This window comes from Rhodococcus parequi, assembly GCF_046042785.1.
Classification (GTDB): domain Bacteria; phylum Actinomycetota; class Actinomycetes; order Mycobacteriales; family Mycobacteriaceae; genus Prescottella; species Prescottella parequi.
The window spans coordinates 169,184-181,509 of sequence record NZ_JBDLNV010000007.1; the positions used below are offsets into that span (position 1 = coordinate 169,184).

The following is a 12,326-nucleotide window of genomic DNA, read 5'->3' on the forward strand; positions in this document are numbered from 1 at the left end:
AGAAATCACCTGAGAAGTATCCACCTGTCCATGTTCCACCCCGAACCGGACCTCGTCGGATTGGGCACCACCGCATGCATGCCCTTCGAGTGGGCGATCGTGCGCGGCTGATCGAACAGCGGGATCGTCGGCATCTCGTTCCACAGGATCGCCTCGGCCTCGCCGAGCAGCGACATGCGGGCGGCGAGCGACGCGTCGACCGCGAGCTGGTCGACGACCTGGTCGAACCGGCGGTTCGAGAAGGAACCGAAGTTGTCGCCGTTGCCGGTCCGCAGCGCGAACGCCGGGTCGTCGACCGAGTCCGTCCCCGCGGCACCGGCCGCGGACGCCGTGCCGGCCAGCACCGCGTCGACCTCACCGCCGCGCAGCGCCGTCGGAGAGAAGTCGGGCGAGCCCGCGTCCTCGACGATGACGCCCGCCCCGGCACAGGATTCCGCGATGATCCCGACGGTGCGCGCGCGCCGCTCGTCCGGACCGAGATACCCGATGCGGACCGTCAGCTGCTGCTGTCCGGCCGCCTCGCGCGCCTCGATGGCCCCCGGCACATCGGGATCGGTGTACATGCCGCCCTCGGCGGCCACCGCCGACGGATAGAACAACGTGTCCGGCCCGGTGATCCGGGAGTCGATGACACCCGATCCGATCCCGTCGGCGCGGTCGAACCCCGGGTGACCGAGTTCGTCGTACAGGCGCTGCCGCGGCAGGCACAGCGCGAAAGCCCGACGGGCGTCGGCCGACCCGAACACGCCCCGCGTGGCGAGCACGAGTTGCTCCACACTGCGCGACGGCTCGTGCGCGACATCGAATCCGCCGTCCGGATCGAGACCGGGCACCGAACCCGCACCGACGTCGACGACCTCGATGTCACCGGCGTCCATACCCGATTGCACGTCCGTACCCTTGGGCCACACCACGATCCGTGAGGTCTGCGGCTTGACGCCCCACCAGCGCTCGTTCTCGACGAGCACCAGACCGCCGTCGCTCGTGTACGACTCGATCCGGTACGGACCCGACGAGGGGAATTTCGCCAGTTCGAGGTCCCCCGGCTCGAGGCGCCAACCGGTGTTCCAGAAATCGGCGATCCGCCCGACCGCGTCCGCATCGCCCGAACGGATCGCGCCGACCAGGTCCGGCACACCGGCGGCCTGCGCGGCCACGTGCGCCGGCATCAGTTCGGTGGCACCGAACAGCGACCGCCAGCCGAGATAGCCGCGGCCGGGCGAGAAGACGACGGTGACGTCCTTGGCGCCGGGCTGGCAGTCGACCCGTTCGATGTCGGCGTAGCCGGCGCGTGTGGCGGCGTCGAACATCGGCGCCGGGCCTCCGTCGCCGGGCCGCGTGAAGCGGCCGCTGCCGGCTGCCCACGCCAGGACGAAGTCGTCACACGCGATCGGCACCCCGTCCGAGTAGACCGACGACGGATTGAGCCGGTACTGCACGGTGAGCGTGTCGCCGGGCATCACGTTCGCGGTCCCGAAGTCGGTGTCCGCCACCGGCGCCCCCGCCGGGCCCGTGTAGCTCATACCGGTGAGGACCCGGCCGAGCGCCTGCAGGGCGCCGGTCGCCGAACCCTCGACGGTATTGCCGTTGTAGGTGGTGACCACGTTGTCGATCGCGTAGCCGAGCGAGGGCACCTGATCGGTCGGTTCGCTGCTGCACGCTGCGGTCGCGCCGACCGCGGCCGCGGCGGTCAGGGCGACGATCGACCTGACCGCGCGGCGGCGGAGCCGGCGGGGACTGTTGGCGTCCGGCATGTCAACGCCTCTTCTTGTTGCGCTTCCCGGTCGGTACCGCACCGGGTCGCGGCGCCGAGGCTGCCGCCGAGGCCACGCGGGTCTCGGGCCGCGGCGAGCCGCCGCGCGTGTCGTTGGCAGCCCGCTTGGCGAGGACCTTCTTGGTGTGCGCGGCGACCGGCCCCCACCGTTCCTTGATCGACACCAGCATCGGCGTCGCGGTGAAGATCGACGAGTACGCGCCGACGATGATGCCCACCAACTGGACGAGCGCGAGGTCCTTGAGCGTGCCGATACCGAGCAGCCACACGGCCACGACCATGAGCGCGATCACCGGCAGGATCGAGATGACCGTGGTGTTGATCGACCGCATCAGGGTCTGGTTGACGGCCAGGTTCGCCTGCTCGGCGTACGTGCGCCGGTTCAGGTGCAGGATCCCTCGGGTGTTCTCCTCGACCTTGTCGAACACGACGACCGTGTCGTAGAGCGAGAAGCCGAGGATCGTGAGCAGACCGATCACCGTCGCGGGCGTGACCTCGAAGCCGATCAGCGAGTACACACCCGCGGTGACGACCATGTCGAAGAACAGCGAGACGATCGCCGCGATCGCCATGTCCCGTTCGAAGCGGATGCCGATGTAGATACTCACGATCACCAGGAACACCACGAGCGCGATGAGCGCCTTCTTGGTGATCTGGCCGCCCCAGGTCTCGCTGACGTCGGCGACGCTGATCGCATTCTTCGACGTGTTGCCGTTGCTGTCCTTCGGCTGGAACTCGTCGTACAGCGCGTTCTGCAGTTCGTTGACCTGTCCGGCGTCCAGGGCCTCCGAACGGATCTCGATGGACGAGCTCGATCCCGAGCCCACCGTCTGCACCGAGACCGGATCCTGGCCGAGGGTGTCGGAGTAGACCGTCTCGACCTGTTCCGTGGTGACACCCTCGGGGGTCGGGAACTGGATACGGGTGCCGCCCTCGAACTCGATGCCCAGCGTGAAGCCGCGCACGACGATGCTCAGCAGCGACAGCGCGACGATCGCGCCGGTGAGCAGGTAGTAGAACTTGCGGCGCCCGACGACCTCGAAGCCGCCCGTGCCGGTGTACAGGCGCTGCAGCCAACTGTGGTGCGGCAGCAGGGCCTTGCCGGTGTTCGCTTCGCTCGCCTCGGGGGAGGTCGCGGAGGTGTTCGACTCACTCATGTTCATGCCTCCTCGGAGGTCGAGGTCGACGCCGCGACCATCTTGCGCTCGCGAGCGACCTGCTGGACCGCACCGAGACCGTTCACGCTCGGCTTCGACCAGAAGCGGGACTTGGACGCCATGTACACCAGCGGCCACGTCACCAGGAACACCACGACCACGTCGAGGATCGTCGTGAGGCCCAGGGTGAACGCGAAGCCGCGCACCTGGCCCACGGCGAGGACGTAGAGGACCGCGGCCGCGATGAAGCTGACCGCGTTACCGGACAGGATCGTCCGGCGGGCGCGCGCCCAGCCACGCGGGACGGCGGACCGGAAACTGCGGCCCTCGCGCATCTCGTCCTTGATGCGTTCGAAGAACACGACGAACGAGTCCGCGGTCATACCGATACCGATGATCAGGCCCGCGATGCCGGCGAGATCGAGCGTGAACCCGATGTAGCGGCCGAGCAGGACCATCACGGCGTAGACCATGACGCCCGACAGGACCAGCGACAGCGCGGTCAACACACCCAGCATGCGGTAGTAGACCAGGCAGTAGAGGAGGACCAGCACGAGGCCCACCGCGCCCGCGATGAGGCCCGCCTCGAGCGACGCCAGACCCAGCGTCGCGGAGACCGTCTCGGCCTCGGACGCCTGGAACGACAGCGGCAGCGAGCCGTACTTGAGCGTGTTCGCCAGTTCCTGCGCCTGCGTCTGGTTGAACTGGCCGGTGATCGACGTCGAGCTACCGGCCGGGGTGGCGCCCTGCACGACGGGGGCGCTCACGACCTTCGAGTCGAGGGTGAACGCGGCCTGCTTGCCGATGTTCGCACCCGTGAACTGCGCCCACGTGGTGCTGCCGCTGGACTTGAAGCTCAGGCTGACCTCGTAGCGCGACTGCTGCGTGTTGTAGCCGGAGGTGGCGTCGGAGATCTCCTGGCCGTCGATGATGCTCGGCGCCAGCAGGTACACGGTGGTGCCGTCGGTCGAGCAGGCGACGAGCGGCAGGTTCGGGTCGTCGTTGCCCTGCAGCGGGTCGGGTGCCGAGCAGTCGAGCGTGGCCATCGCCTGCTGCTGGACCGCCGGATCCTCGCTCTGACGCGTTTCCTTCGCCTTCGCGATCTCGGCGGCGGCAGCCTCGGGCGAACCGGGCACCGGCTCTCCCGGCGCCGGCGCAGCCGGCGGGGCGGGCTCGGTCGTATCGGTGGGGCTCTGCGCCGGGAAGGGGCGCTCCTGCGCGTCCGGTGTCGCAGCGGGCTCCGTCGGAGCAGGAGCCGGAGTGGTCGGGGCCTGCGTCGCGGGCGCCGGCTGCGCGCCCGGAGCGGCGGCCGCCTGCGAACCGACGACCGGACGGATGTAGAGGCGGGCGGTCTGACCGAGCGAACGCGCCTGTGAGCTGTCGTCACCCGGGACCGTGATCACCAGGTTGTCGCCGTCGATCACGACCTCGGATCCGGAGACGCCGAGCCCGTTGACGCGCGTCTCGATGATCTGCTGCGCCTGACGGAGGCTGTCCTGGCTGGGAGTGCTGCCGTCAGGTGTCCGCGCGGTGAGGGTGACGCGTGTACCGCCCTGCAGGTCGATCCCGAGCTCGGGCGTCGGGGACTTGTCTCCGGTGAAGAAGACCAGGGCATACAGCGCCGCGACGAGCGCCGTGAAAACGGCGAGCGCGCGCACTGGGTGCACCGATCCTGTCGAAGGTGCCACGGTCTGTCTGTCTCCTCGGTACGTGCGGTTCAGGTGATGACGCAAAGCAAGGACAAGCGAGCCACTCGACGAGTCGAGCGCGAACACGCCCCCGCCGACAGGAGAATCCTGCCGACGAGGGCGGCTACCGCACTATTCGCCGTTCAGGCGACGCTGCGTCTCGTCCGGGGTCTCGTCGTCGTGGTCGACGGCCTCGGTCTCCGCGGGCTCGTCGTCGACGAGGTGCTCGCGGACGACCATCCGCGACCACGTGGTGACGACGCCGGGAGCGATCTCCAGGTCGACCGTTCCCTCGTCCAGCCCGGCCACCGTCGCGTGCAGGCCGGCAGTGGTCATGACACGGTCGCCGATCTTCAGGGATTCCTGAAGATCGGACGTCTTCTGCATCTCCTTCTTCTGGCGCCTGATGCCGAGAAACATCGGCACGAGCAGAGCAAGAATCAGAAGCGGAAACAGCAATTCCATCGGGAAGTCAGTCCTCGGGTTTCGTCATGTAAGGCGTTACACACGGCGATGATCACGGAACCGGTCGGTGCCGCGCAGTGACCAGTGTGCCACTAGCGGGTCGATCGAAAGGGAAATCGTCACCGATGGCATTTCGCTCATATCGAACAACGCTGGTTGCCGAACGGCGAATCACCTCAGGATTCATCCCTCTCGGTGTCGTTCGGATCGAAGAGGCCGAGCTGCGGCTCACGGGCCCGCACCTCGATTCCGCCGACCGCGGCGTCCGGGGGCGGAGTGAGCCCGAGTTGCGCCCATGCGGCCGCCGTCGCGACGCGACCACGGGGTGTCCGGGCGATCATGCCCGCGCGCACCAGGAACGGCTCGCACACCTCCTCGACGGTCGACGGCTCCTCCCCCACCGCGACGGCGAGGGTCGACACTCCCACCGGCCCACCACCGAAGCTCCGGACCAGTGCGCCCAGCACGGCTCGGTCCAACCGGTCCAGGCCGAGCGGATCCACGTCGTACACCGCGAGGGCAGCCTGCGCGATCTCGCGAGTGATGATGCCGTCGGCGCGGACCTCTGCGTAGTCGCGGACCCGGCGCAGCAGCCGGTTCGCGATTCGCGGCGTGCCCCGCGAGCGCCCGGCGATCTCCGCGCTCGCATCCTCGCCGAGTTCGATGCCGAGGATGCCCGCCGAGCGGAGCAGGATGAGCTGCAGTTCGTGCGGCTCGTAGAAATCCATGTGCGCGGTGAAGCCGAACCGGTCGCGGAGCGGCCCGGTGAGCGCACCCGACCGGGTGGTGGCTCCGACGAGCGTGAACGGCGCGACCTCGAGGGGAATCGACGTGGCACCCGGCCCCTTGCCCACGACGACGTCGACGCGGAAGTCCTCCATCGCGAGGTACAGCATCTCCTCGGCGGGGCGGGCCATGCGGTGGATCTCGTCGATGAACAGCACATCGCCCTCGACGAGATTGCTGAGCATCGCCGCCAGGTCGCCCGCGCGTTCGAGAGCCGGCCCCGACGTGAGGCGCAGGGACGTACCGAGTTCCGTGGCGATGATCATCGCCATGCTCGTCTTACCCAGGCCGGGAGGCCCGGACAGCAGCACGTGGTCGGGCGTCCCACCACGCATCTTCGCGCCGGTGAGCACCAACTGCAGCTGTTCGCGAACCCGCGGCTGGCCGATGAAGTCGCTCAGGCTCTTGGGCCGCAGGCTCGCCTCGATCTCGCCGTCCGCGGAGACGAAGTTCGCGGTGACGGCCGACTCGTCCTCCGGCTCGCCGCCACCGTCCATGCCGTCGCCGAAGATCATCGCGTCTTGCCGAGCAGTGCGAGCGCCGAGCGCAGCACCGCGGACGTCGGAGCCTCGGGATCCGCGGCCACGACGGTATCGGTGGCCTTCTCGGCGTGATCGAGTCGGAAGCCGAGCCCGGTCAGCGCCTCGACCACCTGGTCACGGACGACACTCGCCGACGTGGCGGCACCCGCGCCCGGCAGCTCGCCCGTGACCGCGACGGCCTCGACCTTGTCGCGGAGCTCGACGACCATGCGTTCGGCGCCGCGCTTGCCGATGCCCGGCACGCGGGTCAGTGCGGTGACATTGCCCTCGGCAAGCGCCTTCCGGAGCGCCTCGGGTTCGAGCACCGCGAGTATCGCCATCGCCAGACGCGGTCCCACCCCGGACACCGTCTGCAGCAGACCGAACAGGTCGCGCGACTCGGCATCGGCAAAGCCGTACAGCGTCATCGAGTCCTCGCGGACGATCATCGCGGTCAACAGACGTGACTCGTCGCCTCGCCGCAGCGTCGCGAGCGTGGCGGGTGTCGCATTGACGCGGTACCCGACACCCGCGGCCTCGAGCACCGCGTGGTCCAGTCCGACCTCGAGTACTTCCCCTCGAACCGAAGCGATCACCGTGTCCCTGCCTTTCCGGCCGCAATTTCCTTCAGCCGTGCCTCGTACCGCCGCTTCTGCTCGGCCGCCGCCGCCTCGGCCGCCGCCATCCGATCGAGCATCGGCGCGCGCCAACAATGGCAGATCGCAAGTGCGAGCGCGTCGGCCGCATCGGCCGGCTTCGGTGCGGTGTCGAGCCCGAGGATGCGGGTGACCATCGCGGTGACCTGCTTCTTGTCCGCGGTGCCGCTGCCGGTCACCGCGGCCTTCACCTGGCTCGGCGTGTGAAAACACACAGGGATACCGCGCCTCGCCGCGGCGAGCGCGACGACGCCGCCCGCCTGCGCGGTTCCCATCGCGGTCCGCACGTTGTGCTGCGCGAACACCCGCTCGACGGCGACGACGCCGGGGCGGAACCGTTCGAGCCACTCGTCCGCGGCGTCGGAGATCCGCAGCAGTCGCGATGCGAGTTCCATGTCGGGCGGGGTCCGCACGACGTCGACCGCCACCGGTATCACCTCCCGGCCGCGGCCGGCATCCACGACGCCGAATCCGCACCGCGTCAGGCCGGGGTCGACACCCAGAACGCGCACGCGCCCACCTCTCGCACTACTTTCCGAACAGTTGTTCGAGCATAGCGGGAGGTGGGCGCGTGACGATGCACCAACACGCAGTCGGCGCTGCGGGCGACTAGGCGTCGAGTTCGGCGAGCACCTCGTCGGAGACGTCGACGTTGGTGTAGACGTTCTGGACGTCGTCGGAGTCCTCGAGGGCGTCGACGAGCTTGAACACCTTGCGGGCACCCTCGGCGTCGACCGGAACCTCGACGGACGCACGGAAGTCCGGATCGGCGGACTCGTAGTCGACACCGGCGTCGACGAGCGCGGTACGGACCGGGATCAGGTCGCCGGCCTCGCACACGATCTCGAAGCTGTCCCCGAGATCGTTGATCTCCTCGGCGCCCGCCTCGAGCACGATCTCCAAGAGGTCGTCCTCGGTGCGACCGTTCTTCTCGAGCACCACGACGCCCTTGCGGGTGAACAGGTACGAGACCGACCCGGGGTCGGCCATGTTGCCGCCGTTGCGGGTCATCGCGGTGCGAACCTCGCCGGCAGCACGGTTGCGGTTGTCCGTGAGGCATTCGATGAGTACGGCGACACCGTTGGGGCCGTAACCCTCGTACATGATGGTCTGCCAGTCGGCGCCGCCGGCTTCCTCACCACCACCGCGCTTGCGGGCGCGCTCGATGTTGTCGTTGGGGACCGAGCTCTTCTTGGCCTTCTGGATGGCGTCGTACAGGGTGGGATTACCCGACGGATCGCCGCCACCCGTACGAGCTGCCACCTCGATGTTCTTGATCAGCTTCGCGAACATCTTGCCGCGCTTGGCGTCGATCACGGCCTTCTTGTGCTTGGTGGTGGCCCATTTGGAGTGGCCGCTCATTCGTGGGTGCCCCTTCCTGCAGTGCACCGTGGCAGATACGACAAAGCCACGGCAATTCCACTGCACGCTTGTCGGAGGTTCGATGCTACCTGCACACCCGTCCGTACCGGACACACCGCCTCTTCCCGAAGGTTACGATCCGGTAGATGTTGCCGACGTTCCGAGGACAGCGGGTCGTCCGCAATGGACTCTTCCAGAGACATCTACGATGTGACATCGAGAACGACGGACGGCGTCTCTCGCGCGGGGGCGCGGACATACAGGTGCCGGGATCGTGGGGGAAAGGCGAACGAATGCGCATTCACAGACCGGGATTCACCCACCGTCTGAAGAAGCGACTGATCGGAATCACCGCAGCGGCTCTACTGCTGCCCGCACTGACGGCGGTGTCGGGGACGACCACCGCGAACGCCGCCCCGTGGGGTGGCTACGAGGAAGCATGGGTCAACTCGTCGATGGGCCCGATCAAGGTCCAGATCCAGTGGGCGGCGCGCGGCGGCAACGCCGCGCTCTATCTGCTCGACGGCATGCGGGCGCGCGACGATCGCAACGCGTGGTCGTTCGAGACCAACGCGCTCGAGCAGTTCGCCGTCGACAACGTCACGCTCGTGATGCCGGTCGGCGGCCAGTCCAGCTTCTATACGGACTGGTACGCGCCGAGCAACTTCAACGGGCAGAAGGTCACCTACAAGTGGGAGACGTTCCTGACCCAGGAACTTCCCGCCTACCTGGAGACCCGTGGCGTCTCGCGCACCAACAACGCGGTGACGGGCCTGTCGATGGGTGGGTCCGCCGCACTCACGCTTGCCGCGTATCACCGCGACCAGTTCAAGTTCGCGGGCTCCTACTCGGGCTATCTCAACCTGTCGGCGCCCGGCATGCGCGAGATGATCCGCATCGCGATGCTCGACTCCGGTGGGTACAACTCCGACGCGATGTGGGGCCCGCCCTGGGACAGCCGCTGGATGCGCAACGACCCGTTCGTGTTCGCCCCGATGCTGAAGGGGCTGTCGATGTACATCTCGTCGGGCAACGGCTTGCCGGGCGAGTACGACGCACCGGGCGCGCTGCTGGGGTCGCTCGGCTCGTCCGACCTGCGCGGATCGCTCGGCTCGTCGGGTTCGGTGACGTCGTTCAACACATCCAACGCGATGGGCCTCGAGTCGCTGGCGCTGATGAACACCCGCGCCTTCGAGGCGCGGCTGAACAGCCTCGGGATCCCTGCGACGTACGACTTCACGTCCGACGGCACTCACGCGTGGGGTTACTGGTCCGCAGAGCTGTGGAAGTCGCGTCCTCAGATCCTCGACGCTCTCAACGCGTGGTGACCACCGGACGGTGACCGGTGCGGGGCGTCAGTTCCCCCGCACCATGTCCACGAACAGCTGGTGGACTCGACCGTCGCCGGTGACCTCCGGATGGAACGAGGTTGCCAGGACAGGGCCCTGCCGCACGGCCACGATGTGGTCGGCGGCGGGGCCTTCCGGCACCCGGGCCAGTACGTCGACCCCTGGTCCGACCCGCTCGACCCACGGCGCGCGGATGAACACCGCGCGCACCGGATCTCCGTCGATCCCGGTGAAGTCGAGGTCGGCCTCGAACGAGTCGACCTGACGACCGAACGCGTTGCGACGCACCGTGATGTCGAGCCCGTCGAGGTGCTGCGCGTCCGGACGGGTGTCGAGGATCTCGCTCGCCAGCAGAATCATCCCGGCACACGAGCCGTAGGCGGGCATTCCGTCCTTCAGGCGGGCACGGAGCGGCTCGAGCAGTTCGAACACCGACAGCAGGCGGCTCATCGTGGTCGATTCGCCGCCCGGGATCACCAGACCGTCGACGGATTCGAGTTCGGACAGACGGCGAACGCCGATCGCACGGGCCCCACTGGATTCGAGTGCCGCGAGGTGTTCGCGGACATCGCCCTGAAGTGCGAGCACGCCGATCGTCGGTTGATTGGTCACGAGTGGAAGTCCTGCACTGTTCGACGCTTGTTGACTTCGGAAACGCTATCAGCCACCACTCCCGCAGTTCACATCCGCCGACGGTGCACGGATCGCGGTCAGTCGCGCCGCAGAAACCTCGTGAGCCCTTCCTGCACCACTGCGGCGACCAGATGGCCCTCGCGGTTGAAGATGCGTCCCTGAGTCAGCGCGCGCCCGAACCCCGCCGACGGTGAGGACTGGTCGTAGAGCAGCCAGTCGTCGGCCCGGAACGGGCGCATGAACCACAGCGCGTGGTCGAGTGACGCGCTCTGGATCGGGGTGTCGGGGTGGGTGGTACTCGCCGACGCCAGCAGTGTCATGTCACTCATGTAGGCGAGCGTGCAGATGTGGAAGACCGGATCGTCCGGAAGCTCCTCCCGGGAGCGGAACCAGACCTGCTGCTGCACCGGCACACCCCTCCGACGCTGAATCTGCTCGGCCGGCACGTACCGCAGATCCCAGTCGGCCCATTCCCGGAACTCCCACGACTTCTCCTCGGACGCGAGCGACGCGGCGTCGAGCAGATCCTCGGGAGCCGGAACGGGCGGCATCACGTCCTCGTGCTCGATGCCCTCGTCGAGGACGTGGAACGACGCCGACATCGTGAAGATCGCCTGACCGTCCTGCACGGCGGTGACGCGTCGGGTCGTGAACGATCTGCCGTCACGAATCCGGTCGACGAGGTACACGATCGGCATCACCGGATTGCCCGGGCGCAAGAAGTAGCCGTGCAGCGAATGCACGTGGAAGTGCTCGTCCACTGTCCGCACGGCGGACACGAGCGCCTGACCGGCGACCTGGCCCCCGAAGGTGCGCGGCAGCATCGTCTCCGTGGCGATCCCACGGAAGATGTCCCGCTCGAGCCGCTCGAGTTCCAGGATCTGCTCGATCTTCGCCATCTGGGCCCCTTCCGCCGAATCCGCTCAGGCTAGCAACGCACGAACGCGGTGGCGGCCACACCGGGCCGTCACCGCGTTCGTCGTGTCGGTTGTCTACCGGCCGAAGATCACCAGCCGCGCTCGGCGAGGCGGTGGGGCTGGGGGATGTCGTCGACGTTGATGCCGACCATGGCCTCGCCCAGGCCGCGGGAGACCTTGGCGAGCACGTCCGGGTCGTCGTGGAAGGTGGTGGCCTTGACGATCGCGGCGGCCCGCTCGGCGGGGTTGCCGGACTTGAAGATGCCCGAGCCGACGAACACGCCCTCGGCGCCGAGCTGCATCATCATCGCCGCATCGGCGGGGGTCGCGATGCCGCCGGCGGTGAACAGGGTGACGGGCAGCTTGCCGGCCTTGGCGACCTCGACGACGAGATCGTAGGGAGCCTGCAGTTCCTTGGCCGCGACGTACAGCTCGTCCTCGGGCAGCGAGGTCAGGCGGCGGATCTCCTGCCGGATCTTGCGCATGTGGGTGGTGGCGTTGGAGACGTCGCCGGTGCCGGCCTCGCCCTTGGATCGGATCATCGCCGCGCCCTCGTTGATGCGGCGCAGGGCCTCACCGAGGTTGGTGGCGCCACACACGAACGGGACGGTGAAGGCGAACTTGTCGATGTGGTTCTCGTAGTCGGCCGGGGTGAGGACCTCGGACTCGTCGACGTAGTCGACACCCAGCGACTGCAGGATCTGGGCCTCGACGAAGTGGCCGATGCGGGCCTTGGCCATGACCGGGATGGAGACGGCCTCGATGATGCCGTCGATCATGTCCGGATCCGACATGCGCGAGACGCCGCCCTGGGCGCGGATGTCGGCGGGCACACGCTCGAGCGCCATGACCGCGACAGCGCCGGCGTCCTCGGCGATCTTGGCCTGCTCGGCGGTGACCACGTCCATGATGACGCCGCCCTTGAGCATCTCGGCCATGCCCCGCTTGACGCGCGCCGTGCCGGTAGTGGGGGTGGTGTCGGGGGTGCTCACAGCAAACTCCTGGGTTCTCGCCGGCT

12 protein-coding genes are annotated in these 12,326 nt (G+C 68.2%); 1 reads left to right on the forward strand and 11 read right to left on the reverse strand.

Features of this window, described 5'->3' with window-relative positions:
• Positions 1-5 precede the first annotated feature (5 nt).
• The 8 genes from ABEU20_RS19880 to ABEU20_RS19915 all read right to left on the reverse strand — a co-directional run bounded on the left by ABEU20_RS19880 (position 6) and on the right by ABEU20_RS19915 (position 8,409).
• A complete protein-coding gene (locus ABEU20_RS19880) occupies positions 6-1,754 on the reverse strand; it encodes an ABC transporter substrate-binding protein (RefSeq protein ID WP_420166096.1) in 1,749 nt (582 codons plus the stop codon).
• A gap of 1 nt (position 1,755) precedes the next feature.
• Complete coding sequence (gene secF / locus ABEU20_RS19885) at positions 1,756-2,931, reverse strand: protein translocase subunit SecF (protein WP_420166097.1); 1,176 nt, start codon at positions 2,929-2,931, stop codon at positions 1,756-1,758.
• Positions 2,932-2,933: 2 nt separating this feature from the next.
• A complete protein-coding gene (gene secD, locus ABEU20_RS19890; RefSeq protein WP_420166098.1) occupies positions 2,934-4,619 on the reverse strand; it encodes a protein translocase subunit SecD in 1,686 nt (561 codons plus the stop codon).
• Between the two features lie 132 nt (positions 4,620-4,751).
• On the reverse strand, positions 4,752-5,084 hold the full coding sequence (yajC, locus tag ABEU20_RS19895) for a preprotein translocase subunit YajC (RefSeq protein WP_420166099.1): 333 nt from the start codon (positions 5,082-5,084) through the stop codon (positions 4,752-4,754).
• A gap of 176 nt (positions 5,085-5,260) precedes the next feature.
• The gene (gene ruvB, locus ABEU20_RS19900) at positions 5,261-6,367 is read right to left on the reverse strand and encodes a Holliday junction branch migration DNA helicase RuvB (protein ID WP_420166274.1); all 1,107 of its coding nucleotides are present in this window, start codon (positions 6,365-6,367) and stop codon (positions 5,261-5,263) included.
• 14 nt (positions 6,368-6,381) lie between these two features.
• Positions 6,382-6,987, reverse strand: a complete 606-nt coding sequence (ruvA, locus tag ABEU20_RS19905; RefSeq protein WP_420166100.1) for a Holliday junction branch migration protein RuvA — start codon at positions 6,985-6,987, stop codon at positions 6,382-6,384.
• Entirely contained in the window at positions 6,984-7,559 is a 576-nt protein-coding gene (gene ruvC / locus ABEU20_RS19910; RefSeq protein ID WP_420166101.1) for a crossover junction endodeoxyribonuclease RuvC, read from the reverse strand. Before ruvC ends, ruvA begins: the two co-directional genes overlap by 4 nt.
• Positions 7,560-7,656: 97 nt before the next feature.
• Positions 7,657-8,409 (reverse strand): YebC/PmpR family DNA-binding transcriptional regulator, encoded by a 753-nt coding sequence (locus tag ABEU20_RS19915; protein WP_420166102.1) that lies wholly within the window; start codon positions 8,407-8,409, stop codon positions 7,657-7,659.
• A gap of 293 nt (positions 8,410-8,702) precedes the next feature.
• Between ABEU20_RS19915 and ABEU20_RS19920 the strand changes: the two genes are divergently transcribed.
• Entirely contained in the window at positions 8,703-9,737 is a 1,035-nt protein-coding gene (locus ABEU20_RS19920; protein WP_420166103.1) for an alpha/beta hydrolase, read from the forward strand.
• A 27-nt stretch (positions 9,738-9,764) separates the two neighbouring features.
• On the opposite strand, the gene pdxT is transcribed toward ABEU20_RS19920, so the two are convergent.
• The 3 genes from pdxT to pdxS form a co-directional block, all read right to left on the reverse strand.
• Positions 9,765-10,370: a pyridoxal 5'-phosphate synthase glutaminase subunit PdxT gene (gene pdxT / locus ABEU20_RS19925; RefSeq protein WP_420166104.1), complete on the reverse strand. Its 606-nt coding sequence runs from the start codon at positions 10,368-10,370 to the stop codon at positions 9,765-9,767.
• 98 nt (positions 10,371-10,468) lie between these two features.
• A complete protein-coding gene (locus tag ABEU20_RS19930) occupies positions 10,469-11,290 on the reverse strand; it encodes an acyl-CoA thioesterase (protein WP_420166105.1) in 822 nt (273 codons plus the stop codon).
• Positions 11,291-11,397: 107 nt separating this feature from the next.
• Positions 11,398-12,300, reverse strand: a complete 903-nt coding sequence (gene pdxS / locus ABEU20_RS19935) for a pyridoxal 5'-phosphate synthase lyase subunit PdxS (protein WP_420166106.1) — start codon at positions 12,298-12,300, stop codon at positions 11,398-11,400.
• Positions 12,301-12,326: the final 26 nt, after the last annotated feature.

Coding starts and splice junctions, on each gene's coding strand:
- ABEU20_RS19880 (WP_420166096.1), bottom strand. CDS start 1,754: ATGCCGGACGCCAACAGTCCCCGCCGGCTCCGCCGCCGCGCGGTCAGG.
- secF (WP_420166097.1), bottom strand. CDS start 2,931: ATGAGTGAGTCGAACACCTCCGCGACCTCCCCCGAGGCGAGCGAAGCG.
- yajC (WP_420166099.1), bottom strand. CDS start 5,084: ATGGAATTGCTGTTTCCGCTTCTGATTCTTGCTCTGCTCGTGCCGATG.
- ruvB (WP_420166274.1), bottom strand. CDS start 6,367: ATGGACGGTGGCGGCGAGCCGGAGGACGAGTCGGCCGTCACCGCGAAC.
- ABEU20_RS19915 (WP_420166102.1), bottom strand. CDS start 8,409: ATGAGCGGCCACTCCAAATGGGCCACCACCAAGCACAAGAAGGCCGTG.
- ABEU20_RS19920 (WP_420166103.1), top strand. CDS start 8,703: ATGCGCATTCACAGACCGGGATTCACCCACCGTCTGAAGAAGCGACTG.
- ABEU20_RS19930 (WP_420166105.1), bottom strand. CDS start 11,290: ATGGCGAAGATCGAGCAGATCCTGGAACTCGAGCGGCTCGAGCGGGAC.